Origin of the sequence: Streptomyces lydicus (genome assembly GCF_004125265.1) — a bacterium.
In the GTDB taxonomy this organism is placed as follows: Bacteria; Actinomycetota; Actinomycetes; order Streptomycetales; family Streptomycetaceae; genus Streptomyces; species Streptomyces lydicus_C.
Map to the genome: position 1 here is coordinate 7,825,282 of NZ_RDTE01000003.1, position 24,626 is coordinate 7,849,907.

General features: G+C 70.3%; 22 protein-coding genes and 2 riboswitches. Of the genes, 16 read left to right on the forward strand and 6 right to left on the reverse strand.

Going from position 1 to position 24,626, the window contains the following annotated elements:
• The first annotated feature begins 18 nt into the window (after positions 1-18).
• The 10 genes from D9V36_RS37020 (at position 19) to D9V36_RS37065 (ending at position 10,230) form a co-directional block, all read left to right on the forward strand.
• Positions 19-627, forward strand: a complete 609-nt coding sequence (locus D9V36_RS37020) for a CDP-alcohol phosphatidyltransferase family protein (RefSeq protein ID WP_129297618.1) — start codon at positions 19-21, stop codon at positions 625-627.
• Between the two features lie 120 nt (positions 628-747).
• Positions 748-3,243 carry a mannose-1-phosphate guanyltransferase gene (locus D9V36_RS37025; protein WP_129297619.1) on the forward strand — a complete coding sequence of 832 codons (2,496 nt, stop codon included), beginning with the start codon at positions 748-750 and terminating at the stop codon, positions 3,241-3,243.
• Between the two features lie 75 nt (positions 3,244-3,318).
• Entirely contained in the window at positions 3,319-4,251 is a 933-nt protein-coding gene (locus D9V36_RS37030; protein ID WP_206739774.1) for a DUF881 domain-containing protein, read from the forward strand.
• Positions 4,248-4,580: a small basic family protein gene (locus D9V36_RS37035; RefSeq protein ID WP_003984969.1), complete on the forward strand. Its 333-nt coding sequence runs from the start codon at positions 4,248-4,250 to the stop codon at positions 4,578-4,580. The genes D9V36_RS37030 and D9V36_RS37035 overlap by 4 nt, the downstream gene beginning before the upstream one ends.
• A 5-nt stretch (positions 4,581-4,585) precedes the next feature.
• Positions 4,586-5,644: a DUF881 domain-containing protein gene (locus D9V36_RS37040; protein WP_241721181.1), complete on the forward strand. Its 1,059-nt coding sequence runs from the start codon at positions 4,586-4,588 to the stop codon at positions 5,642-5,644.
• A 118-nt stretch (positions 5,645-5,762) separates the two neighbouring features.
• Positions 5,763-6,611 carry an FHA domain-containing protein gene (locus D9V36_RS37045; protein WP_241721386.1) on the forward strand — a complete coding sequence of 283 codons (849 nt, stop codon included), beginning with the start codon at positions 5,763-5,765 and terminating at the stop codon, positions 6,609-6,611.
• Between the two features lie 17 nt (positions 6,612-6,628).
• Positions 6,629-7,375, forward strand: coding sequence for a transcriptional regulator FtsR (gene ftsR / locus D9V36_RS37050; RefSeq protein WP_093493101.1), 747 nt, complete (start codon positions 6,629-6,631; stop codon positions 7,373-7,375).
• 56 nt (positions 7,376-7,431) lie between these two features.
• Positions 7,432-7,905 carry a bifunctional nuclease family protein gene (locus D9V36_RS37055; RefSeq protein ID WP_006606439.1) on the forward strand — a complete coding sequence of 158 codons (474 nt, stop codon included), beginning with the start codon at positions 7,432-7,434 and terminating at the stop codon, positions 7,903-7,905.
• A 187-nt stretch (positions 7,906-8,092) separates the two neighbouring features.
• The gene (locus D9V36_RS37060; protein ID WP_129297622.1) at positions 8,093-8,698 is read left to right on the forward strand and encodes a MerR family transcriptional regulator; all 606 of its coding nucleotides are present in this window, start codon (positions 8,093-8,095) and stop codon (positions 8,696-8,698) included.
• A gap of 65 nt (positions 8,699-8,763) precedes the next feature.
• The gene (locus D9V36_RS37065; protein ID WP_129297623.1) at positions 8,764-10,230 is read left to right on the forward strand and encodes a DNA polymerase IV; all 1,467 of its coding nucleotides are present in this window, start codon (positions 8,764-8,766) and stop codon (positions 10,228-10,230) included.
• Here D9V36_RS37065 and D9V36_RS37070 read toward each other — a convergent pair.
• Positions 10,134-10,523 carry a PRC-barrel domain-containing protein gene (locus D9V36_RS37070; protein WP_176963700.1) on the reverse strand — a complete coding sequence of 130 codons (390 nt, stop codon included), beginning with the start codon at positions 10,521-10,523 and terminating at the stop codon, positions 10,134-10,136. The genes D9V36_RS37065 and D9V36_RS37070 overlap by 97 nt on opposite strands.
• 114 nt (positions 10,524-10,637) lie before the next feature.
• Positions 10,638-10,735, forward strand: a riboswitch (glycine riboswitch).
• A riboswitch (glycine riboswitch) is annotated at positions 10,736-10,862 on the forward strand.
• A gap of 60 nt (positions 10,863-10,922) precedes the next feature.
• Between D9V36_RS37070 and gcvP the strand changes: the two genes are divergently transcribed.
• A complete protein-coding gene (gcvP, locus tag D9V36_RS37075) occupies positions 10,923-13,808 on the forward strand; it encodes an aminomethyl-transferring glycine dehydrogenase (protein ID WP_129297624.1) in 2,886 nt (961 codons plus the stop codon).
• A 111-nt stretch (positions 13,809-13,919) separates the two neighbouring features.
• Here gcvP and D9V36_RS37080 read toward each other — a convergent pair whose 3' ends face one another.
• Both D9V36_RS37080 and D9V36_RS37085 read right to left on the reverse strand, forming a co-directional pair.
• Positions 13,920-14,114, reverse strand: a complete 195-nt coding sequence (locus tag D9V36_RS37080) for a DUF5999 family protein (protein ID WP_182496663.1) — start codon at positions 14,112-14,114, stop codon at positions 13,920-13,922.
• Between the two features lie 364 nt (positions 14,115-14,478).
• Complete coding sequence (locus tag D9V36_RS37085; protein ID WP_129297625.1) at positions 14,479-15,069, reverse strand: hypothetical protein; 591 nt, start codon at positions 15,067-15,069, stop codon at positions 14,479-14,481.
• 566 nt (positions 15,070-15,635) lie between these two features.
• Here D9V36_RS37085 and D9V36_RS37090 point away from each other — a divergent pair.
• The gene (locus D9V36_RS37090; protein WP_129297626.1) at positions 15,636-17,189 is read left to right on the forward strand and encodes a glutamate-cysteine ligase family protein; all 1,554 of its coding nucleotides are present in this window, start codon (positions 15,636-15,638) and stop codon (positions 17,187-17,189) included.
• A 60-nt stretch (positions 17,190-17,249) separates the two neighbouring features.
• Here D9V36_RS37090 and D9V36_RS37095 read toward each other — a convergent pair whose 3' ends face one another.
• Positions 17,250-19,034, reverse strand: coding sequence for a substrate-binding domain-containing protein (locus tag D9V36_RS37095; RefSeq protein WP_129297627.1), 1,785 nt, complete (start codon positions 19,032-19,034; stop codon positions 17,250-17,252).
• A 172-nt stretch (positions 19,035-19,206) separates the two neighbouring features.
• On the opposite strand from D9V36_RS37095, the gene D9V36_RS37100 reads away from it, so the two are divergent.
• Positions 19,207-20,049 carry a CPBP family intramembrane glutamic endopeptidase gene (locus D9V36_RS37100; protein ID WP_129297628.1) on the forward strand — a complete coding sequence of 281 codons (843 nt, stop codon included), beginning with the start codon at positions 19,207-19,209 and terminating at the stop codon, positions 20,047-20,049.
• Between the two features lie 148 nt (positions 20,050-20,197).
• Here the strand turns inward: D9V36_RS37100 and D9V36_RS37105 are convergent, their stop codons facing one another.
• Positions 20,198-21,019: a PhzF family phenazine biosynthesis protein gene (locus D9V36_RS37105; protein ID WP_129297629.1), complete on the reverse strand. Its 822-nt coding sequence runs from the start codon at positions 21,017-21,019 to the stop codon at positions 20,198-20,200.
• A 237-nt stretch (positions 21,020-21,256) separates the two neighbouring features.
• On the opposite strand from D9V36_RS37105, the gene D9V36_RS37110 reads away from it, so the two are divergent.
• Positions 21,257-21,895 (forward strand): PadR family transcriptional regulator, encoded by a 639-nt coding sequence (locus D9V36_RS37110; protein WP_129297630.1) that lies wholly within the window; start codon positions 21,257-21,259, stop codon positions 21,893-21,895.
• 175 nt (positions 21,896-22,070) lie between these two features.
• Here D9V36_RS37110 and D9V36_RS37115 read toward each other — a convergent pair whose 3' ends face one another.
• On the reverse strand, positions 22,071-22,499 hold the full coding sequence (locus D9V36_RS37115; protein WP_129297631.1) for a type II toxin-antitoxin system Rv0910 family toxin: 429 nt from the start codon (positions 22,497-22,499) through the stop codon (positions 22,071-22,073).
• A 313-nt stretch (positions 22,500-22,812) separates the two neighbouring features.
• Here D9V36_RS37115 and D9V36_RS37120 point away from each other — a divergent pair, with 313 nt between their 5' ends.
• Both D9V36_RS37120 and D9V36_RS37125 read left to right on the forward strand, forming a co-directional pair.
• Complete coding sequence (locus D9V36_RS37120; RefSeq protein ID WP_241721182.1) at positions 22,813-23,343, forward strand: Clp protease N-terminal domain-containing protein; 531 nt, start codon at positions 22,813-22,815, stop codon at positions 23,341-23,343.
• A 92-nt stretch (positions 23,344-23,435) separates the two neighbouring features.
• On the forward strand, positions 23,436-24,608 hold the full coding sequence (locus tag D9V36_RS37125; RefSeq protein ID WP_241721183.1) for an EamA family transporter: 1,173 nt from the start codon (positions 23,436-23,438) through the stop codon (positions 24,606-24,608).
• The last annotated feature ends 18 nt before the right edge of the window (positions 24,609-24,626 follow it).

Genomic DNA, 24,626 nt, shown 5'->3' on the forward strand with positions numbered 1-24,626 from the left:
CCCACAGGAGGCCCCCGCGTGGAGGTCCAGGAGACGCGGGTCCAGACGGATCGCGTCCTCACCATCCCGAATATCCTGAGCACGGCCCGCCTCGTTGGCGTGCCGGTGTTCCTGTGGCTGATCCTGTGGCCGGAATTCGGTGGTCCCAACGCTGACCTCTGGGCGCTCCTGATCCTCGCTCTGAGCGGCGTCAGCGACTACCTGGACGGCAAACTCGCCCGGCGCTGGAACCAGATCAGCAGTCTCGGGCGGATCCTCGACCCGGCCGCCGACCGCCTCTACATCCTGTCGACCCTCGTCGGTCTGACATGGCGCGAGATCCTGCCGCTCTGGCTGACCGCGGCCCTGTTGGCGCGGGAGCTGATGCTGCTCATCGCGGTCGGAATCCTCGGACGCCACCGTTACGGGCCTCCCCAGGTGAACTTCCTGGGCAAAGCGGCTACGTTCAACTTGATGTATGCCTTCCCGTTGCTCCTGCTGAGCGACCGGAGGGGCTGGCTTCACGAACTCGCCACTGTTTTCGGATGGGCGTTCGCAGGATGGGGTACGGCGCTCTACTGGTGGGCAGGGATCCTCTACGTGGTCCAGGTCCGTCGAATCATCAGGGCGGACGCCACGGCCGACTGAGCTCTCCGAACCGGCAGGTTGTGCCAGGGCCCGGCGCCCGTACGGAAAACAGGATCAGCGGGCGATTTGGACAGGTGAAGTCGGCAAGACCGTCGTCTCTTAGAGGAGGACGCTTCCGACATGAAGGCCGTTGTGATGGCCGGCGGCGAAGGAACACGCCTTCGCCCCATGACGTCCAGCATGCCCAAGCCTCTGCTTCCGGTCGCCAACCGGCCGATCATGGAGCATGTACTCAGGCTGCTGAAACGGCATGGTCTCAATGAGACCGTCGTAACCGTGCAATTCCTTGCCTCGCTCGTCAAGAACTATTTCGGCGACGGCGAAGAGCTCGGGATGGAGCTCACCTACGCCAATGAGGAAAAGCCACTCGGTACCGCAGGCAGCGTGAAGAACGCCGAGGAAGCCCTCAAGGACGACGCCTTCCTCGTCATCTCCGGTGATGCCCTCACCGACTTCGATCTCACCGATCTGATCAGGTTCCACAAGGAAAAGGGCGCCCTCGTCACCGTCTGTCTCACACGGGTTCCCAACCCGCTCGAGTTCGGCATCACCATCGTGGACGAGGCCGGCAAGGTCGAACGTTTCCTGGAAAAACCCACCTGGGGTCAGGTCTTCTCGGACACCGTCAACACCGGTATCTACGTCATGGAGCCGGAGGTCTTCGACTACTTCGAGCCCGATGTGCCGGTCGACTGGTCGGGCGATGTCTTCCCGCAGCTGATGAAGGAAGGCAAGCCGATCTACGGCTATATCGCCGAGGGCTATTGGGAGGACGTCGGCACACACGAAAGCTATGTGAAGGCACAGGCCGATGTGCTCGAAGGCAAGGTCGACGTCGAGATCGACGGCTTTGAGATCTCGCCCGGCGTCTGGGTTGCCGAGGGCGCCGAGGTCCACCCCGACGCGGTGCTCCGCGGGCCGTTGTACATCGGCGACTACGCCAAGATCGAAGCGGAAGCGGAGCTTCGGGAGCACACCGTCGTCGGCTCCAATGTCGTCGTCAAGAGCGGTGCCTTCCTGCACCGTGCCGTGGTGCACGACAACGTCTACATCGGGCCGCAGAGCAATCTGCGCGGCTGTGTGATCGGGAAGAACACCGACATCATGCGGGCCGCCCGTATCGAGGACGGCGCCGTCATCGGCGATGAATGCCTCATCGGTGAAGAATCGATCGTGCAGGGCAATGTACGGGTCTACCCGTTCAAGACCATCGAGGCCGGCGCATTCGTCAATACGTCGGTGATCTGGGAGTCCCGGGGCCAGGCGCATCTGTTCGGCGCCCGTGGTGTGTCCGGGATCCTCAATGTCGAGATCACGCCCGAACTCGCCGTACGGCTCGCGGGCGCCTATGCCACCACGCTCAAGAAGGGCTCCACGGTCACCACCGCGCGCGACCACTCCCGTGGCGCCCGGGCACTCAAGCGCGCGGTGATCTCCGCACTGCAGGCCAGCGCCATCGACGTACGCGACCTGGAGAACGTCCCGTTGCCCGTCGCCCGCCAGCAGACCGCCCGCGGCAGTGCCGGCGGCATCATGGTCCGTACGACGCCCGGCGTGCCGGACTCCGTCGACATCATGTTCTTCGACGAGCGGGGCGCGGATCTCTCACAGGCCGGGCAGCGCAAGCTCGACCGGGTCTTCGCGCGTCAGGAGTACCGCCGCGCCTTCCCCGGCGAGATCGGCGATCTGATCTTCCCGGCCAGCGTCTTCGACTCCTACACCGGGTCCCTGCTGCGGGCCGTGGACATCACGGGCATCAGCGAGTCCGGGCTGAAGGTCGTCGTGGACGCCTCGAACGGCAGCGCGGGCCTGGTCCTGCCCAGCCTGCTGGGACGGCTCGGCGTGGACTCCCTGACGATCAACCCCGGGCTCGACGAGTCCCGGCCGACCGAGACGCCCGACGCGCGGCGCTCGGGGCTCGTCCGGCTCGGCGAGATCGTGGCCTCGGCCCGGGCCGCCTTCGGTGTGCGCTTCGACCCCGTGGGCGAACGGCTCTCCCTCGTGGACGAGCGCGGCCGGATCATCGAGGACGACCGCGCGCTCCTGGTGATGCTGGATCTGGTGGCGGCCGAGCGGCGAGCCGGGCGGGTGGCGCTGCCGGTCACCACGACCCGGATCGCCGAGCAGGTGGCGGCGTACCACGGGACGCAGGTGGAGTGGACGACGACCTCGCCCGACGATCTGACCCGGGTGGGGCGCGAGGACGGCACCGTCTTCGGCGGGGACGGCAGGGGCGGATTCATCGTCCCCGAGTTCAGCAGCGTCTTCGACGGCGCTGCCGCGTTCGTCCGGCTGATCGGCCTGGTGGCCCGCACCCAGCTCACACTGAGCCAGATCGACGCACGGATCCCGCGGGCGCACGTCCAGCGCCGTGACCTGGCCACCCCCTGGGCGGTCAAGGGGCTCGTCATGCGGCATGTCGTCGAGGCGGCCGGTGACCGGGACGTGGACACCACCGACGGCGTACGGGTCGTGGAGCCCGACGGCCGCTGGGTCCTGGTGCTGCCCGACCCCGCAGAGGCGGTCACCCACCTGTGGGCGGAAGGCCCGGACGACGCCTCCGCCCAGCAACTGCTGGACGAATGGTCCGCAGTGGTGGACAGCGCAGGACGCTGACCTTGACCCCACCGGCGGCCCGTGCCTCGGCACGCCGGTGGGGCCATTGGGAGACCACGCGGCCGACGTGCGACGATGTGCGGCATGTCGCAGCAGCGCCCCGATCGGAGCAACCCGAACACCCCGGCCGCGCGCCCCGATGCGTCCATGTCGCTGCTGACCAATGTGATGGATCACAGTCTCGACGACGGATACGCCGAGGCGGCCGCCCGGAAGTCCGAGGCCGGGGTGCGCGGTCTGCCGCGTACCCTGCGGGCGAAGTTGGGCCTCGCGGCCGGTCTGGTGCTCGCCGCGCTGGTGGTGACGGTGGGGGCGGCGCAAGCGCGGATATCCGCACCGACGCTCGCCAAGGAGCGCGAAGAACTGATCAACCGCATCCAGAAGGGCACCGGGGAGGCGGACCGGCAGCAGCAGCGGGTCGATGCCCTCCGGGACGACGTCGGCAAGATGCAGCGCGAGGCGCTGAAGCAGCACGGCAGCGACAAGGCCGAGCTGCTGGGGCTGCTGGCCGGTTCGACCCAGGTCTCCGGGCCCGGCGTGAAACTCGTCGTGGACGATGCCAAGGACGCGGAGTCCAGCGGCGGCGGACCGCGCGAGAGCAGTGGGTTTTCGGACACCGGGCGGGTACGCGACAGAGACATGCAGCGCGTCGTCAACGGCCTGTGGGCGTCCGGTGCGGAGGCCATCTCCGTCAATGGACAGCGGCTTACGTCACTCTCGGCGATCAGAGCCGCAGGAGACGCCATACTGGTCGACAACAAGCCACTGGTGCCGCCTTATACGGTGCTGGCGGTGGGGGACGGGCAACGGCTGAGCACCGCTTTCCAGGACAGCGCCGACGGTCAGTACCTTCATGTGCTGCAGGAGAACTACGGGGTGCGCACCAGGATTTCCGTGGAGAACGAGGTCCGGCTGCCGCCCGCGCCCAGTTTGATCGTACGTACCGCAAAGCCGCAGGCCGGTGCCGCCAAGGCGGACGGCACCGACACAGGGAAGGGCACATCGTGATCGCCGTATTGGGCCTCATCGTGGGAGTCGTGGTCGGGCTTGTCGTCCGACCCGTGGTGCCGACGGTGGTCGAGCCCTACTTGCCGATCGCTGTCGTCGCGGCGCTGGATGCCGTGTTCGGCGGTCTGCGCGCGATGCTGGACGGGATCTTCGACGACAAGGTCTTCGTGGTCTCCTTCCTGTCCAATGTCGTCGTCGCCGCGCTGATCGTCTTCCTCGGTGACAAGTTGGGCGTCGGTGCCCAACTCTCCACCGGCGTCGTCGTGGTGCTGGGCATCCGGATCTTCTCCAACGCCGCCGCGATTCGCCGGCACGTCTTCAGGGCGTGAGGCGGATGTCGACGGACGAGATCCCGGAGCCGGAGAAGAAGCCGGAGCAGGCGGAGCAGCCGGCGGGGGCGGAGCAGGCGGAGCGGCCGGAGTCCGAGGTGACGCCGGAGTCCGAGAAGAAGGCCGAGCCGGAGAAGGAGCCGGAGCAGCCGGAGCGGGACCAGGACGGCGGCTCGGCCGACCGGCGGCCGCTGCCGCCCGAGAGCCGGAGCACTCGGGAGCGGGCGGAGGCCGAGGAAGATACCGAAGCTCCGGAACCGGACAGTGCTGGACACAAGGCCGACAAAGGGGCAGACTCCTCGACTCCGGAGGCGGTTGCCGAAAACGGAAGTGCGGAGCGCCCGAAGAGCGGTCGGGAGCGGCTGGTGGCGAGCCTGTGGCCGCCGCGGCTGACCCGGGCTCAACTGATCGTTGCGTTGCTGCTGTTCATTCTCGGCCTCGGCCTGGCGATTCAGGTACGTTCCACAAGTGACAGCAGTGCGCTGCGAGGTGCGCGTCAGGAGGACTTGGTGCGCATTCTGGATGAGCTGGACAATCGCTCCCAGCGGTTGACCGACGAACAGCGGCGTCTGGAAGGGCAGAAGACCGAGCTGGCGAACAGCTCGGACCAGGCCGAGGAGGCCCGTAAGCAGACCGTGGAGAAGGAACAGCAGCTGGGTGTGCTGGCCGGGACCGTCGCGGCGCAAGGGCCCGGCATCAACCTGACCATCGACGACCCGACGCACTCCGTCGAGGCGGACAAGCTGCTGGACACCATCCAGGAGCTGCGGGCGGCCGGCGCCGAGGCCATCCAGGTCAACGATGTCCGGGTCGTCGCCAACACTTCTCTCTCGGATCTCCGGGGTGGCGTGGGGATCGACGGCAAGCGCGTCGTGCAGCCGTACCGCTTCAAGGTCATCGGCAAGCCGCAGGACCTGGAACCGGCGCTGAACATCCCCGGCGGAGTGGTCCAGACGCTGGAAAAGGAGCAGGCCAAGGTGTCTGTGACCCGTGAGGAGAAGATCATTGTGGACGCCTTGCGAGAGGCGAAGCGGCCTGACTACGCTCGGTCGTCATCGCAGTGAGGCGTACACGTATGACGAGTGCCCGGCGAGGGCATGAGGTAGCGGGGGGTCGACGCACCGTGCGTGTGGTGTGTGGTGGAAACTGTCTGGAGGCCACGGACGTTCACAGGATGTCCGGATCGGCCGGTGTGTGCATCGAGGGTTCGTCCTGCCCCACGGGCGGGTCTATGTCGTTCAAGGGGAATCGCCCGTGAAGTTGTTTGGAAAGCTGTTCGGCAAGAGCGCCCGCCAGGATGGCGACAGCGGCTCCGCGCGGCACCGTGCGTCGGGAAGGCCCGACGAGAGTGGCGCCGCCGAGGACCGTCCGCTCTTCCGTGACGAGGTCAGCGGTCCGTCCGGGGGGTACGGCGCGGGTTCTGTTGACCCCTCCGGTGCCGGCGGCATAGGTTCCCAGGAACCATCAGCCGCACGCACGGGTGGAGGGTCGGCCTTGCCGGTTTGTACGAGGTGTGGGAACCGGAACGCCGAGGCGAGCCGGTTCTGCTCCAACTGTGGTGCGCCGCTGCGCCCGGGCGCTCAGCCCGAGCGGGCGTCCGAGACGACCTCCACCATCTCCATTTCGGGGCTGGAGGCCTACGACTCGGAGGCTACGGGCCAGAATCTGCTGCCGTCGCTGTCCCCCGAGGCCCAGGCGGCTGTCGACGCCCTTCCGTTGGGATCGGCGCTGCTGATCGTCCGCCGGGGTCCGAATTCGGGCAGCCGCTTCCTTCTGGACAGTGAGCTGACGACGGCGGGCCGGCATCCGCAGGGCGACATCTTCCTCGACGATGTGACGGTCTCGCGCCGTCATGTGGAGTTCCGCCGGGGCCCGGACGGCCTCTTCACGGTCGCCGACGTCGGCAGCCTGAACGGCACCTACGTGAACCGCGAGCGGATCGACTCCGTCACTCTCGCCAATGGCGACGAGGTCCAGATCGGCAAGTTCCGCCTGGTCTTCTACGCCAGCCAGCGAGGCGCCGGTATCTGACCGGCCGGGGAAGGCATATGCGCGATACACCGAAAGGCGGCGCCGGCTTTGCCGGCGCCGCCTCCTCGGACGGTAAGCCGGTGAGCATCGGCACGGTGCTCACCCTGCTGCGCGAGGAGTTTCCCGAAGTCACCATCTCCAAGATCCGTTTCCTGGAGGCCGAGGGACTGGTCGAGCCGAAGCGCACGCCTTCCGGGTACCGCAAATTCACCGCGGCGGACGTCGAGCGGCTGGCCGCCGTGCTGCGGATGCAGCGGGACCACTATCTGCCGCTGAAGGTCATCCGGGAGCATCTGGACGCCCTGGAGCGCGGTGAGCGGGTGCAGCTGCCCGCTCCGGCCACACCCTCCCGCGACCTCGTCGAAGGCGTGCACGAACCGGGTGAGGAGCGCCCCACGGCTGCCCGCATCGGCCGGGCGGAGCTGCTGGCCGCCGCGGAGGTGGACGAGGCGGCCCTCGCCGACTGGGAGTCCTACGGACTCATCGTCCCTCATGCGGAGGGCGGATACGACATCGAGGCCGTCACGGTGGCCAAGCTCGTTGCGGACCTCGGCCGTTTCGGTCTGGAGCCCCGGCATCTGCGCGCCGTGAAGGCGGCCGCCGAGCGCGAGGCGGGCCTGGTCGAGCAGGTCGTTGCACCCCTTCGGCGGCACCGTAATCCGCAGACCAGGGCCCATGCCGAAGCCACTGCCCGAGAGCTGGCAACGCTGTCCGTACGGCTGCATGCGGCACTGGTCCAGAGTGCTTTGCGGGTCCGGCTGTAGTGAGCAAACGAGTGCCCGACTACCCAAACCGGCCGGGCACGTCCTAGGGTTGCTGTGTGAACGAGCTCGACGTCGTGGGTGTCCGGGTGGAAATGCCTTCCAGCCAACCGATCGTGCTCCTGCGGGAGGTGGGAGGCGACCGATACTTGCCCATTTGGATCGGGCCAGGGGAGGCCACCGCCATCGCCTTTGCCCAGCAGGGCATGGTCCCTGCCAGGCCGCTGACGCATGACCTTTTCAAGGATGTGCTCGAAGCGGTGGGCCAGGAACTGACGCAGGTCCGCATCACGGATCTGCGCGAGGGGGTTTTCTATGCCGAACTCGTCTTCGCGAGCGGGGTCGAGGTCAGCGCGCGTCCGTCCGACGCGATAGCGCTGGCATTGCGCACCGGGACGCCGATCTTCGGTACCGACGGTGTGCTGGACGACGCGGGCATCGCCATCCCGGACGAGCAGGAGGACGAGGTGGAGAAGTTCCGCGAGTTCCTCGACCAGATCTCGCCCGAGGACTTCGGGACCAACAGCCAGTAATACCGGCCAGGCGAACCGCCTGTTTCCGGCCAAACCTCTAGCTGTTCCCCGTGTGGGGTCACGAGAAACCACTCGTAGGGTGATTATCACTCGGCGTGGCGAGCGCGGCGATCGTTGACGCACCCCGAGTGACTGCATACCGTCGATGTGGCAGGTCCCGTCCGGGACGTGGAGGACGGAGGGCGGCGTGGCAATCACCGGCGACGGTATGGCGGCGGAAGGGGCGTTGCCGCTCCACTCGGGCGCAGCAGCGGACCCTGCCCCGGCACCGGCCGCGGCGGTGTCGGGGGACTGCGAGGCTCAGAACATCGGCTATCGCGGCCCGACCGCCTGTGCGGCAGCGGGCATCACCTATCGGCAGCTCGACTACTGGGCCCGTACGGGCCTGGTGGAGCCGAGTATCCGGCCGGCGTACGGCTCCGGCACCCAGCGGCTCTACAGCTTCCGGGACGTCGTGGTCCTGAAGATCGTCAAGCGGCTCCTGGACACCGGGGTGTCGCTGCAGAACATCCGCACCGCCGTCCAGCATCTGCGGGCGCGCGGACTGGCGGATCTGACGCGGATGACGTTGATGAGCGACGGTGCGACGGTCTACGAGTGCACCTCTCCCGACCAGGTCGTGGATCTGCTCCAGGGCGGCCAGGGCGTCTTCGGCATCGCCGTGGGCGTGGTGTGGCGGGACGTGGAGGGCGTGCTGTCACAGCTCCACGGGGAGCGGGTGGACACCGGCGAGACCCTGATCGGGAAGAACCCGCACGACGAGCTGGCGCGGCGGCGTAACCGGGCCGGCTGAGACCCGGGCGGCCGCACCGGCCCGGCACGGGCCGATTGTCAGTGGCATGGGGCAGCATCGGAGATGTGAGACCCGCGCCGACGATCCTGCATCTCGATATGGATGCGTTCTTCGCGGCCGCCGAGCAGGCGGCCAAGCCGAGCCTCCGCGGCAAGCCCGTGGTGGTCGGCGGGATCGGCGTGCGCGGGGTGGTCTCCACGGCGTCGTACGAAGCCCGGGTGTTCGGGGTCCGCTCCGCGATGCCCACGGCCCAGGCGCGCCGGCTGTGCCCCAACGCCGCTTATCTCACCCCGCGCTTCTCGCTGTACCGCCAGGTGAGTGAGACGGTGATGGGGCTGCTGCACGCGCTGTCGCCGCTGGTGGAGCCGCTGAGCCTGGACGAGGCGTTCGTCGACCTGGAAGCGGGCGGGGTGCCGCCTCGAACGGCCGCCGCGCGGGCCGTGGGGGAGCGACTGCGCCGCGAGATCCGTGCCGCCACGGGCCTGACCGGCTCGGTGGGGCTGGCCGGCGCCAAGATGCTGGCGAAGATCGCGTCCGAGACGGCCAAGCCGAACGGCCTGGTGGTGATCGAGCCCGGTACCGAGCGTGAGCTGCTGGGCCCGATGACGGTGCGGACGCTGCCCGGGGTGGGGCCGGCGACGGCCGAGACGCTGCGCCGGGCCGGGATCCACACCGTCGCGGAGACCGCGGAGGCCGGTGAGGCCGAGCTGGTGCGGCTGTTGGGCAGGGCGCACGGTGCCGGGCTGTATGCCATGGCGCTGGGCCGGGACGACCGGCCGGTGGTGGCCGAGCGGGATGCGAAGTCCATCTCGGTCGAGGACACCTTCGAGGTCGATCTGACCGACCGGACGCGGGTACGGAGTGAAGTGCTGCGGCTGGCGGACCGCTGCGTGCAGCGGCTGCGGGCCGCCGGGCGCTCCGGGCGGACGGTGGTCATCAAGGTGCGCAACTACGACTTCTCGACGCTGACCCGCTCCGAGACGCTTCGTGGGCCCACCGACGACCCCGCGGTGATACGGGAGGCCGCCGTGCGGCTGCTGGAGATGGTGGACACCACCGGCGGGGTCCGGCTGCTGGGTGTGGGGGTCAGCGGCCTGGCCGACTTCACACAGGAGGACCTGTTCGCCCAGTTCGCGACGGAGCGGGAGGCGGAGGCGGCGGAGCAGGCCGCGAGAGCGGCGGCGGAGCAGCCCGGTGGCGCGGCGGTGGCGGCGGAGGCCGAGGAGGAGCGGCCGCGGCGCTGGCACCCGGGACTGGACGTGGTGCACGACGAGTACGGCGCGGGCTGGGTGCAGGGGAGCGGGGTGGGGAGGGTGACCGTACGCTTCGAAACGCCGTGGTCCGCACCGGGGAGGGTGCGGACCTTTGCTGTGGAGGATCCGGCGCTGCGGCCGGGGGAGCCCCTGCCGCTGGTGGGCGGGGGGCCGGCGGACGGTCAGTCGTCCGAGCCGGCGATCCTGCCGAAGTCCTTGTCACCGGAGCCGGGCGAGGACACCGGGTCGGATGTCGGGGAGGAGATATCCAGTCGGTAGTGGTGATAGAGCTGCAGTTCCTGCTCAGGGGAGAGATGGCGGCCGACGCCGAAGTCCGGCGCGTCCTTGATCAGCTTGCGGTCGTAAGGAATGTGCAGGCCCTCACCGACCATCTTGCTGGGTTCGAGGGGGACGAACGCGTCCCGGCTGAAGAGTCCGGTGCGCACGGCCGCCCACTCCGGTTCCCCCGTCGCGTCGTCGAGATATACCTCGTCGATCGTGCCTATTTTGGCGCCGTTGCGGTCGAACGCTTTGCGGCCGATCAGGCTCCGGGGATCGATATCGGTTTGCACGGTCCCTCCAATTGGTCGCAACTGCCCTCTGACAACAACCAAACGGCACATTTCATGCCCTGGCCACTCGAAGGATCCTTCGAGTGCCGCGCTGGTAGGCTGGCCAATGGCCGCAGACCCCGTGCGGGAGAGTCCTTTGTCGTTCGCGGCGAGGGCGCCGAAGGAGCAAATCCTCCCCGGAATCTCTCAGGCACACGTACCGCGTGGGCGAGGTCACTCTGGAAAGCAGGGCGGGCGTCGGAAGGCACAGCTCCGGGACCCCTCCTCACCGACGGTGAAAGTCGGGCCGCCTCGCGCGGGCCGGTGAAGCTCTCAGGTTGAGATGACAGAGGGGGAGGCCGTCCGGGCACCCGCGCCGTGGTGCCCCTCGTAGGTCGCACGACCAGGAGGCCCCCGCAGATGACCACCAATCGCATCTCCTTGACCGAGCTGGAACGCGGCACCCCCTTCGAGCACCGGCACATCGGTCCCGACCACGAGGCGCAGGCGAAGATGCTCGCGCACCTCGGGTTCGGATCGCTGGACGAGCTCACCGACACCGCCGTTCCCGATGTGATCAAGAGCGCAGAGGCACTCGGCCTGCCGCAGGCCCGTACCGAGGCCGAGGTGCTGCAGGAGCTGCACGGCCTCGCGGACCGCAACCAGGTGCTGGCGTCCATGATCGGACTCGGCTACTACGGCACCTTCACCCCGCCGGTGATCCTGCGCAACGTCATGGAGAACCCGGCCTGGTACACGGCCTACACCCCCTATCAGCCGGAGATCTCGCAGGGCCGCCTCGAGGCGCTGCTCAACTTCCAGACGATGGTCGCCGACCTGACCGGTCTGCCCACCTCCGGCTCCTCGCTGCTGGACGAGGGCACCGCGGCCGCCGAGGCGATGGCGCTCTCCCGCCGGGTCGGCAAGGTCAAGCAGGGTGTCTTCCTGGTCGACGCCGACTGTCTGCCGCAGACCATCGCCGTGATCCAGACCCGTGCGGAGCCCACCGGCGTCGAGGTCGTGGTCGCCGACCTGTCCGACGGCATCCCGGCCGACGTCGCCGAGCGCGGGGTGTTCGGTGTGCTGCTGCAGTACCCCGGCGCCTCCGGTGCGGTCCGCGACCCGCGCGCCGTCATCGAGCAGGCCCACGAGCTGGGCGCGGTCGTCACCGTCGCCGCCGATCTGCTCGCCCTGACGCTGCTGGCCTCGCCCGGTGAGCTCGGCGCGGACATCGCCGTCGGCACCACCCAGCGCTTCGGCGTCCCGATGGGCTTCGGCGGGCCGCACGCCGGGTTCATGGCCGTCCGCGACCAGTTCGCCCGCAGTCTGCCCGGGCGCCTGGTGGGCGTCTCCGTCGATGCCGACGGCAACAAGGCCTACCGCCTCGCGCTGCAGACCCGTGAGCAGCACATCCGCCGCGAGAAGGCCACCAGCAACATCTGCACCGCACAGGTGCTGCTCGCCGTCATGGCCGGTATGTACGCGGTCTACCACGGCCCCGAGGGTCTGCGGACGATCGCCCACCGCACCCACCGCTACGCCGCGGTCCTCGCCGAGGGCCTGCGGGCCGGCGGGGTGGAGATCGTGCACGGCGCGTACTTCGACACGCTGACCGCACGGGTGCCCGGCCGGGCCGCCGAGGTCGTCGCCGCCGCCCGCGAGGCCGGTGTCAACCTCCGGCAGGTCGACGCCGACCTCGTCGGTATCGCCTGCGACGAGACCACCGGGCGCGCGCAGCTGGCCGGCGTCTGGGGCGCCTTCGGCGTGCACGGCGACGTCGAGCAGCTGGACGCGGCCGCCGCCGAAGCGCTGCCGCAGGACCTGCTGCGCGGCGACGACTACCTCGCCCACCCGGTCTTCCACCGGTACCGCTCCGAGACCGCGATGCTGCGCTACCTGCGCACCCTCGCGGACAAGGACTACGCACTGGACCGCGGCATGATCCCGCTCGGCTCCTGCACCATGAAGCTGAACGCGACCACCGAGATGGAGCCGGTCACCTGGCCCGCCTTCGGGCAGCTGCACCCCTTCGCGCCCGCCGCCCAGGCCCAGGGCTACCTCACCCTGATCCAGGAGCTGGAGGAGCGGCTGGCCACCGTCACCGGCTACGACAAGGTCTCCATCCAGCCCAACGCCGGATCGCAGGGCGAGCTGGCCGGTCTGCTGGCGGTGCGTGCCTACCACCGCGCCAACGGTGACGAGCAGCGCACCGTCTGCCTGATCCCGTCCTCCGCGCACGGCACCAACGCCGCCAGCGCGGTGATGGCCGGCATGAAGGTCGTCGTCGTCAAGACCGGTGAGGACGGCGAGGTCGACGCCGACGACCTGCACGCCAAGATCGAGAAGCACCGTGACGAACTCGCGGTCCTGATGGTCACCTACCCCTCCACCCACGGCGTGTTCGAGGAGCACATCACCCAGATCTGCGCCACGGTGCACGAGGCCGGCGGCCAGGTCTACGTCGACGGCGCCAACCTCAATGCGCTGGTCGGCCTCGCCGAGCCCGGCAAGTTCGGCGGCGATGTCTCGCACCTCAACCTGCACAAGACGTTCTGCATCCCGCACGGCGGCGGTGGCCCGGGCGTCGGTCCGGTCGGCGTACGCGCCCACCTGGCGCCGTACCTGCCCAACCACCCGCTGCAGCCCGGCGCGGGACCGGAGACGGGAGTGGGCCCGATCTCCGCGGCACCCTGGGGCTCGGCCGGCATCCTGCCGATCTCCTGGGCGTACGTCCGCCTGATGGGCGGCGAGGGCCTCAAGCGCGCCACCCAGGTGGCGGTGCTGAGCGCCAACTACATCGCCAAGCGCCTGGAGCCGCACTACCCGGTGCTCTACACCGGCCCCGGCGGCCTGGTCGCGCACGAGTGCATCATCGACGTGCGGCCGCTGACCAAGGCGACCGGTGTGAGCATCGACGACGTCGCCAAGCGGCTGATCGACTACGGCTTCCACGCGCCGACGATGTCGTTCCCGGTGGCCGGCACGCTGATGATCGAGCCGACCGAGAGCGAGGACCTCGGCGAGCTGGACCGGTTCTGCGACGCGATGATCGCCATCCGCGCGGAGATCGAGAAGGTCGGCACGGGGGAGTGGGACAAGGACGACAACCCGCTGCGCAACGCCCCGCACACCGCGGGCGCGCTCGGCGGTGACTGGCCGCACCCGTACACCCGCGAGGAGGCCGTCTTCCCGGCCGGCGTCGAGGCCTCGGAGAAGTACTGGCCGCCGGTGCGCCGCATCGACGGTGCCTTCGGTGACCGTAACCTCGTCTGCTCCTGCCCGCCGCTGGACGCGTACGACAGCTGAGTCACGGCAGCGGACTCACCGCTACGGGCTTACCGCAGCGGGTTCACCGCAACATTCAAGGGCCCTCGGCAGATCTGCCGGGGGCCCTGTGGTGCGTGCCGCGCTCGCGGGTCAGGCGGCGGCGGTGGCGCGAGTGCGGTGCGGGGCGATGACCTGCCCGTCCGGCAGCAGCTCACCGGTGTCCTCGAAGAGCAGGACGCCGTTGCAGAGCAGGCTCCAGCCCTGCTCCGGGTGGTGCGCCACGAGATGGGCGGCCTCCCGGTCGGTGGAGTCGGCTGACGGGCATGGCGGTTGGTGCTGGCACATGGAAGTTGTCTTTCGCTGCGGTGTGGTGAACGTCGTTGTGCGGCTCGATGAGGTGTGCATGGCCGCTCCCCCCGTTTCCGTCGGTAGGACCCAGTGTTGCCCCACGGGCGGGATTCCGCAGGGATTTCGCAGCAGCGGTACTCACTCGGTAGGGACGTGTCACCCGTGCGGGCGGTTGCTCCCAATTGCACTCCTCCCCAAGCGGGTTGGGGGTGGTAGCCGCGGACTAGCCCGCCTGGGTGAGCGCGACAGCGCGCCCCGTGGCCCGAAGGGGCCGCGGGGCATGCTCATGACGAGGGACGACGGACGGTGCCGGTGACGGTGCCGGTGTCTGCCGACGGAGAACCGGGGCCGGGGCGCGGGCTCAGGCGGGTTCGGCGAGGAGCGGGGTGGCCGGCGTGAGGCGCAGGGTGAGCCGGGGGAGCAGGTCGGCGATGCGCTGCGGGCGGTGCGCGGCGATCCCCGGCGGGGCGGGCGCCAGGGGCACCAGCAGGTCGCCGGACGCGGCCGGGCCTTCGCTGCCGTCCGAGGCGATGTCGTGGTGCAGCCACAGGGTGAGCATGTAGAGCTCGGGTACGGACAGCAGCCGCGGCTGGTACGGGGTGGCGAGTGCTTCGGCCTGTGCCAGCGCCTGCTCGGTCGCGGCGACATAGGGGCCGCCGCAGAACCGTGCGAAGGCCCAGCCGTCCGCGGTGAGCACGGCCTCGGCGGTCGCCACGGCCCGCTCCCCGCCGCGGACCAGGAAACGCCAGCCGGCCAGGCGGGTCCGCGGCACACCGCCGGTCCGGCTGACGTCGTCCCAGACATGGATGGGCAGCGGATGATCGGGGCTGAGCGGGCCCTGATGGGCGCGCAGCGCGGAGACCGGGGCCTCGCGGACCGCGGTGGGGGAGCCGAGGGCGGAGAGGACGCAACGCAGAGCAGGCGTGGGGGCAGGGGGAAGGTGCAGCGGCATGGTGGGTCGCCTCTCACTTCGGAGACACGGTGGAGCGTGGCAGGGTGCAAACGACGGTGTCTGCGTGCGGGGTCAGAGCGTGGCCGGCCGGGGCTGCGGCCCGGCGAGGTCAGTCGCTGTGCCCCCGTGCCGGTGGGAACGCCGGGACGCTGGGCGCCAAGTCTCTGCCTCGTAAGCGGAGTTTATACGACGTATGTTCTGAAAGTGTTTCGACTACCGGTCTTGCGGATTTCGGGCAAGGGGAAATCCGGACCGCTGTGTGAGGCGCTTTCTTCCGCTTTGTGCCTCGTTTTACGCTGCCACCTCGTATTCCTTCGGCGGAGCGGTAGGCCGGATCCCGCCGGTATTTCTCACGATGGAAATGCAGAAGGCGATCGCCATCCGGATATGCCTGAGGGAGGTGCCGGAGGCCGGTCCGATTCGAGCCTATCGGTACCGGCGTGCCACCGCGGCGTTATCGATCAGATTGCCGGGGCATCATCGTCCGTAGCGTGGGCCCCGCCGCAGTCGGGAGAGCCCCAAGTGGTCCGTGGTCGCGGGCCGTTCACTCGAGGAGGGACCCTTCGATGGGGGAGAAGGTCGCCGCGGACGGGATCGACCTGGCGGACCGGGAGCGTTATCGAAGAAAGCTCCACGAGTGTCTTGCAGGATTGCGGAGACTCCTGGAGGAGGAGAGGTTCGACCGGCCCAGGAATCTCATGGGCCTGGAGATCGAACTCAATCTTGCGGGCGCCGACGGACTGCCCCGGATGATGAACTCTCAAGTTCTTGAGCGCATCGCCAGCGGTGATTTCCAGACCGAACTCGCGCAGTGCAATCTTGAGGTCAACATCCTTCCGCACCGATTGAGCGGGCGGGTGCTGGACCAGCTCGCCGAAGAACTCCGTACCGGACTCGCCTATGCCGAAAGGAAGGCCCGCGAGGTCGCCGCCCGGATCGTGATGATCGGCATTCTGCCCACCCTGCACGCCACCGATCTCACGGCCGCCAGCCTCTCCGAGAACGACCGCTATGTCCTGCTCAACGACCAGATGCGGGCGGCCCGCGGCGAGGACTTCGCACTCGACATCCGGGGCGTCGAGCATCTGGTCTCCCGCTCGCCCTCCATCGCGCCGGAGGCCGCCTGCACCTCGGTCCAGCTGCACCTCCAGGTCACACCGGGCCGCTTCGCCGCGGTCTGGAACGCGGCCCAGGCCATCGCCGCCGTGCAGGTGGCCGTCGGCGCCAACTCACCTTTCCTCTTCGGCCGTGAACTGTGGCGCGAATCCCGGCCGCCGGTCTTCCAGCAGGCCACCGATACCCGGGCGCCCGAGCTGCAGGCCCAGGGGGTACGCCCCCGCACCTGGTTCGGCGAGCGCTGGATCGACTCCGCATACGACCTCTTCGAGGAGAATCTGCGCTATTTCCAGCCGCTGCTGCCGCTCTGCGGACCGCAGGAGCCGCTGCGGGTCCTCGACGAGGGCGGGGCCCCCGACCTGGCCGAACTGGTACTGCACAACGGAACGATCTACCGCTGGAACCGTCCCGTCTACGCGGTCGCCGACGGTGTCGCGCATCTCAGGGTCGAGAACCGGGTACTGCCGGCCGGCCCCACCGTCGCCGACGTTATCGCCAACACCGCCTTCTACTACGGACTGGTACGGGCGCTGGCCGAGGAGCCGCGGCCCCTCTGGTCGCGGCTCCCGTTCGCCGCCGCGTCCCGTAACTTCGACGCCGCCTGCCGGTACGGCATCGACGCCACCCTTGACTGGCCCCGCCCCGGACGGGCCGGGGGGGTCGCCGAGATCCCTGCCGTACGGCTGGTGCGCAGGGAACTGCTGCCCCTGGCGGCTCGCGGGCTGGACGCCTGGGGGGTGGAACCCGCCGACCGTGACCACTACCTCGGCATCATCGAGGAGCGTTGCCGACGGCGGGTCAACGGCGCGTCCTGGCAGGCCGCGGCCTGCCGGCACGCCCGGCGCCAGGGCCTGGACCGGGAGGCCGCGCTCGCCGCGATGACCCGGCGCTACAGCGAGCTGATGCACACCGGGGAGCCGGTGCACACCTGGCCGGTCGCCTGGGCGGTCGGCCGGCGGCCCGCCGTACGGGAGCCACAGGAGGCGGCGAGCGAAGGGATGTAGCGGGGCGGCGGGGCGTGCCCGGTGGGTGCGCGGACGGGTTCCGGCCGTCGCGCGCGGTGGTCAGCGCGGCCCCTTGCCGCCCGCCGTCATCAGGGCCTTGAGGAGCACCTGGTGGATCTGCGACGGGTCGCCGACCCGGTGGGCCGATCCGCCGGTCGGCGCCACGATGCGGTCCAGGGCCGCGGTGCCGGCCGCCGGGCCGATCGCGAGGGCGATCACCGGCACCGGTCTCTTCGGGTCGGAGAGCTCCTTGACCTTGTCGACCAGGGCGTCAAGGCCGAGGCCGGCGTTGTCGTCGGCCCCGTCGGTGACGATGACCAGGGAGTTGAGCTTCCCGCTCGTATACGTGTCGCAGGCTTCCCGGTACGCGGCGAGCGTGGTGTCGTACAGGCCGCCGGCGCTCCGGGGCACCGGGGCCAGCGAGTCGAAAGCGGCGGTGAGGGCGTCACGGTGGGTACCGCCGGCCGGGTCCCGGTCGCCGAGGCGGCCGGTGGGGGACAGCTCCACATAGTCCTTGCCGCCGTCCAGGAAAGTGGCGAACTTCCACAGCCCGATCTCGTCCTCGGGTGTGAAGGTGGCCAGCGCCTGGAGCAGGGAATGCCTGGTGAGATCCATCCGGGACCGGCCGCTGCCGCCCGGGACGGGGCTGCCCATCGACGCAGTGGCGTCCACGACCGTGGTGAGGCGGATGTTCTGGTGGGTGACCGTCCAGCTGCCCATCACCGCCTGGAGTTCCTTGACGGTCGGCGGATCGGCGGGGGCGGCGGAGTACGGCTGCGGGGCGCGCCCGCCGGCCGCGGCAACCACCTTCGCGTCCGCCTCGCCGTTGCCGGCCCGGAAGCCGTGCCGGCGCAGCGTGCGCTGTCCGCCGGCCTCGCCCAGCAGCGTCATGAAACGGCTGGCGGCGCGGGTCTGCTCGGGGCTCATCTCGACGTCGTCGACCAGGGTGTACGGGTAGTCCAGCCGGGCCGTGCCGTCCTGGGGATAGAACAGGTCCAGACGGGGGCCGCCGCCCGCCGTGGCGTTGTGGGCGTACGCGGCCTGTTCCGACAGCAGCAGCGCCTGATTACGGCGCGGATTTCCCTGCTCCGCACCGGAGTCGTCCCGCGGCAGGGTGGCCAGGGCCTCTCCGTCGCTGTCCGCGGTCCGCTGGTGGAGAAGCTTGGCCGTCGCGGCGGTGCGGGTGCTCGGCTCGCCGCTGTCCTGGGTGTCCTTGGCCTGGGCGGCGCCGATCCGGTCCAGCGCGAGCAGTCCGGTGGCACTGCGCGCCGGGTCGGCGACGCCCAGGCGCGGTGCGTCGCCGGAGGTCGCGGTCCGGATCAGCTTCGTCCAGGTGTAGGTCTTCTTGGGCCAGCCCAGTGAGCCGGCGGCCCGGGGGACGGCGCCCAGCGTGATCGGGGACGAGGCGATGGTGCTCGCGGCGGTCAGCGGAGTGCCGCGCTCCGCGTCGACCCGGTCCACCCACAGGCTCGAATCCGGTATCCATACCTGGAATTCGGGGTTGACCGGCCGCTGCCCGAACGCGTCGGCGACGTCGCCGGCCGCGCGCGCGGTGATCCTGACGTCCAGACATCTGCCGTCGGTGCGCGTCGCGTCCTCGCGGGCAGTCTTGGCCACCGCTTCGAGCGCCGGGGCGATATCGGGCGAGGCGGCCACGTCGAGCCGCGCCGACTGGCCGTGGCACGGGCCCCCGAACGGGAGCAGACCGCTGCCCAGCGCCACCACCGAGCCCGCGACGACGGTGAGCACGAGGCCGGTGGAGAGGACGAGGGTGCGCCGGCGTGCACCTGAGCGGGCCCCCGTGCGCTCCGGTGCGGAGCCGTCGGGCAAGCTGTGTCGTCCCATTGCGGTAGCGCCTCTCCTTCTCGGAGCTCGATCGGGATTCGATGGGGAGAGGGAAGCGCGCCACGTGGATGGCGCCCGTCCCCGGCCTGTCGCGCGCGATCTTCGTACCTGCTGCCGAGACCCTAGCGGGGCGGTGGTGGCGAAGAGGCGGTAATGCGGAAGTGGAGGAAGCGTGCAGTCGGATACAAGTCCCGTGGCTGATGCGGACGTTCCCGGTAAAGGGCCCGGTCCGGGGCCGGGAGCGGGAGTGGCCGAGGAGCCGTCCCGGAGCATCCTGCGGAGCGAGACGCTGATCGTCCTGGCTCTCTCGCTGGGCGCCAGCGGGGTGTCGGCGCTGATCAGCTTCATCGGATCGCTGACCAAACCCGGCGGTCTCAAGCACCAGGCGGCGACGCTCAACGGCTCGCATGCGCCGGGCCGGCCCTGGCTGGATCTCGCCTGGCAGCTGTTCGGTATCGCGACCGCCCTCGTCCCTGTCGTGCTGGTGGCACATTTTCTGCTGCGCGAACGAGCCGGGGGGCTGCGGGCGATCGGCTTCGACCGGCGACGGCCCGGCTTCGACCTGAGCCGCGGGGCCGGGCTGGCCGCCGTCATCGGCGGCAGCGGACTGCTGCTCTATCTGGGCGCGCGGGCGGCCGGATTCAATCTGACGGTGGTGCCCGAGGCGCTGCCCGCGGTGTGGTGGAAGATCCCGGTGCTGATCGCTTCCGCGGTGCAGAACGCCGTCCTGGAGGAGGTCATTGTCGTCGGGTATCTGCTGCGCAGGCTGGGGCAGTTGGGCTGGTCCCCGATGGCGGCGCTCGCGGCCAGTGCGTTGCTGCGCGGCTCCTACCACCTCTACCAGGGCATCGGCGGCTTCGTCGGCAACATGGTGATGGGCGTGATCTTCGTCCTGCTCTACCGGCGCTGGGGGCGGGTCGGGCCGCTGGTCGCCGCGCATGCCCTGATCGACACCGTGGCCTTCGTCGGCTACGCGGTGCTCGCCGGGCATGTGGGGTGGCTGCCGACTGCGTGAGCCGGGCGAGGCAGGGGCACCGCCGGTGCCGACCGCGCACCCTGAGGGCTGCCCCGTAACCCTTGAGCCCGTCAGGGATGACGGGGCAGCAGCACTCAGGGACTGCCGCTGCCCGGTCCGGCTCAGCCGGTGACCAGCGCTCGCTGTCTCAGCCGGTGACCAGCAGCTCGCCGTCGATGACCGTGACCGCCGAGCCGGTCAGCAGCGTACGGTCGCCGCGCAGCTCGGTGCGGACGAAGCCGGTGCGGGCGGCGCCCTGCAGGCCGACGAGCGCGTCACGGCCCAGGCGCGGAGACCAGAACGGGGCGAGCGCGGTGTGCGCGCTGCCCGTCACCGGGTCCTCGTCGATACCCACCCCGGGGAAGAAGCAGCGCGAGACGAAGTCATAGCCGCCGCCGGGGTTCTCGGCGCGCGCCGTGGCGATCACGCCCCGGCCGCCGTGTCCGGCCAGCGCCTTGAGATCCGGGGCGAGCGCCCGTACGGACTTCTCGTCGGCCAGCTCCACCAGGAGGTCCCCGACACCGGGGCCGGTGTCGTGCGCCGAGCGGATCTCGGCGCCCAGGGCGTCCGCGACGAGCGGTGGCACCTCGACGGGCGTGAGCGGGGCGGTCGGGAAGTCCATGGTGATCGCACCGCCGGTGCCGGCCGTCGTGGTCAGCACCCCGCTGCGGGTACGGAAGCGGACCGGCCCGGTGGCCGTCCCGGTGGTGTGCAGCACATGGGCGGTGGCCAGTGTGGCGTGCCCGCACATGTTCACCTCGGCGGCCGGGGTGAGCCAGCGCAGCGCCCAGTCGGCGTCCTCGCCCTCGGGCAGCGGGTGCGCAAAGGCGGTCTCGGAGAGGTTGACCTCGGTGGCGACCTGCTGCAGCCAGGCCGTATCGGGGAAGGCGGCGGAGTCGAGGAGCACGACTCCCGCGGGGTTTCCGGCGAACGGACGCGCACTGAAGGCGTCGACGATACGAATCCTCATGGCCGCGAGCGTAGGGGCGCCGCAAAGCCGCAGGCCAAGGCCAATCCGAGGGAATTGGCCACGGGGTGCGGGGTGCGGGGGCGCGGGGGTGCGGGGGCGCGGTCACGGCTGCCCGCGGTGCACCGCTTGCATACGACGTACATCCACCGACTCCACTCGGAGGCTTGCTTCGACGAACAGTCCCGATATATCGTTGAGGTATCGCGACCGATCAACGAGAGAAATGGAGGGCGCATCATGCGTTCCCACGGACACGAGCACGGACATGAGCATGGGCATGAGCGCTGCGGTCCCGGCCGTCATGGCGGCCGCGGTGACTTCGGGGGCGGCGGCGAGCGGAGGCGTTCCCCCTTCGGCCCGTTCGGCCCGCCGTTCGGGGGCCCGCCCTTCGGCGGGCCGCCCATGGGCGGACGGGGGCGCGGCGGACCGCGCGGCCGGGCGCGGCGCGGCGATGTGCGCGCCTCGATACTGGCGCTGCTCAAGGACCGCCCGATGCACGGCTATGAAATGATCCAGGAGATCGCCGAGCGCAGCGGCGGGGCGTGGAAGCCCAGCCCCGGCTCGGTCTATCCGACGCTGCAGCTCCTCGAGGACGAGGGTCTGATCACCAGCGCGAGTGAGGGCGGCAAGAAGCTGTTCTCGCTGACCGACGCGGGGCGTTCCGAGGCCGACAGTGGCTCGGACGCCCCCTGGGAGGACGCCGGTCGTGGCGTCGACTGGGAGGCGATGAACGAGATCCGCAAGGCCGGCAGCGGTCTGGTCGAGGCCTTCCGTCAGGTGTGGGCCACGGGCAGTCCCGCCCAGCGGGAGAAGGCGATGGCGGTGGTCAACAGGGCGCGCAAGGAGCTGTACCTGATCCTCGCCGAGGAGGACTGAGTTGAGGAGGACTGAGCCGAGGAGGGACTGAGTCGAGGAGGGCTGAGCGGCGCGTGGTGGGGGTGCGGGTGGCGGGGGCTTCGGGAGTCGGGGTGCGTGGGCGGCTCCCGGAGGTGCGGCTCCTGGGGGTGCGGCTCCTGGGGGTGCGGCTCCCGACGGTGCAGCTCCCGGAGGTTCAGGTGACCAGGCCGGCGAGTCTGCGCAGTGACTCGTTCAGTGCGGCGCCGGCCGAGTCCCTGAGTTTGCCGGCCATCAGCGAAACCGCGGCGCCGGTGAACGCCCCGTCGATCCGCACGACCGTCGCCCCGCCGTCCGGAATGAGCTCGTAGCGCATCCCCAGGCTGACGCCCATCGGGCCGTTGCCCTGAATGTCGAGGAGGCGGCCGGGCTCCAGTTCCCGCACGGTCCAGGCGACCTCGGCGGGGAAGCCCATCAGCTTCATGTGCTCCTCGTAACCCGCGCCGACCTCGAGCGATTCCGGCCCGCCCGTGGGGAAGGCGGTGTGGGTGGCGTTCCACTCCCCGTACGAGTCGAAGTCGGTGAGCCGGTCCCAGAGCTTCCCGGCCGGCGCTTCGATGCGGGCCTGCGCGGTCACTTCGGCCATGCGATCACCCCTTCGGTGACGGTCCCTGGCTGGTGCCGCGGAAGGTAGCCGCACGGGGGTGAAGGTTCAATACCGATGACCGCCTTTTGCTGATGGGTCGTCAGGGGATCTGTCAGGGGGTCTGCCAGGGTCCGTCCGGGGTAACCGCGAGGCGTCGGCGGCCGCCCCGGGCTCGCCTGTCCCGCCTTCACCATTCCCCCGTATCTCCTCCGTAAGGATGAGATGGTGTGCGGCCGTGCCCAACCATCGTGGGATGCACAAATGCTTCCCGCCGGGGATGTTCCGGCGCTCAGGGGCTGGTGGGGTGGGTGGTGTGCAAAACCGTACTGCGTACAGTGGTGGCGACGGGCCCGCCCAGGAGGAGCTCGACAACCTTCTCACCGTCGAGCTCGCGACGGTCGTCTCCGCCGCCCGCAGGCGGGCCACCCGCGACGGCGACCGGCAGGTCGACACCGCGCATCTGCTGCACGGCCTCCTGGAATCGGACCCCGCCGTACGTGACGCCTTCGACGGCGCCCCGCAGATCGCCCGGCTGCTGGGCTACCTCGTCCAGCGCAGCATCGGCTACGGACTCCGGTGGCACGGCACCATCGAGGACTCCGGCGCGGTGCCCATGGTCGCCGAGGGCGGGGTCCCCGGCTGGTCACCGGCCGCGGCCGCTGCCATGGACGGTGCCCTGGACCGCGCCCATGCCCGCTATGCCACCCGCGCGGGCTGTCTCGACCTGCTCGCCGCTTTGGTGGACGACCCCGAGTCCCGGGCCGTCGAGGTGCTGCGCCGGGCCTCCGTCGACACCGCCCGGCTCGCCGCCCGTCTGGACGGGGAGCGCGCCGGCTGCGACTGACGGGGAACACCGGGGCGGGTGGGCGGGTAAGTCCGGTAAGGACAGCGGCGTCGGGGGGTGTCACCTCTGACGGCGGCTGCGATGATGACCTGATGCATGCGTCCTCGGGGAGCCCGGCAGGTTCATCGACCGGTCCGGGCCAGGGAATATCCGGGTGCTGGGAGACCCAGCCGTCACCACCCACTCCCGGGGCGAGCCGTGACGCAGCACCCCGGGGGCGCGGTGCCGGCCTCGGGATCGCCTTGCTGTCCGCCCTCGCCTTCGGCGGCTCGGGCGTGGCCGCCAAGCCCCTGATATCCGCCGGTCTCGAACCGCTGCACGTCACCTGGCTGCGGGTCGCCGGCGCCGCGCTGGTCATGCTGCCCCTCGCCTGGCGCCACCGGGACCTGCCGCGTCGCCGCCCCGCGCTGCTCGCGGGCTACGGACTGCTCGCCGTCGCGGGGGTGCAGGCTTGTTACTTCGCCGCGCTCTCCCGTATCCCCGTGGGTGTGGCGCTGCTCGTCGAATATCTGGCGCCCGCCCTGGTGCTGGGCTGGGTGCGGTTCGTTCAGAAGCGGCCGGTCACCCGTGCCGCCGCGGTCGGCGTGGTGCTGGCCGTCGGCGGACTGGCCTGCGTCGTCGAGGTCTGGTCCGGGCTGAGCTTCGACGCCCTCGGGCTCGCTCTCGCGCTCGGCGCGGCCTGCTGCCAGGTCGGCTACTTCGTGCTCTCCGATCACGGCACCGACGGCGACGACACGGTGGACCCGCTCGGCGTGATCGCCTACGGCCTGCTGATCGGCGCCGTCGTCCTCACCGTGATCGCCCGGCCCTGGGGCATGGACTGGGCGGTGCTCGGCGCCGGTGCGGAGATGAACGGCGCCCGGGTGCCCGCTGTCCTGCTGCTCGCCTGGATCGTGCTGATCGCGACGGTGGCCGCGTACCTCACCGGAGTGGTCTCGATCCGCCGGCTCTCGCCGCAGGTGGCCGGGGTGGTCGCCTGCCTGGAGGCGGTCATCGCGACGGTCCTCGCCTGGGTCCTGCTCGGCGAACACCTCTCCGCGCCGCAGATCGTCGGTGGAGTCGTGGTGCTGGCCGGCGCCTTTATCGCGCAGTCGGCCAAGCCGAAGGCGACGGAGACCGTGCGAGTGGCGGGCGCCGGTGCCGGGACGGGCGCGGGAGCCGGGAAGGGCGCGGGCGCGGAGGGCGGGGCGGACGCCGGCGTGCCGGGAAGCGGTGTTTCCCCGGCGTCATCGACCGCGGCGCCCTCCGCTTCCTCGGCCCCTTAGGGCTTGTCGCGCGGCGGG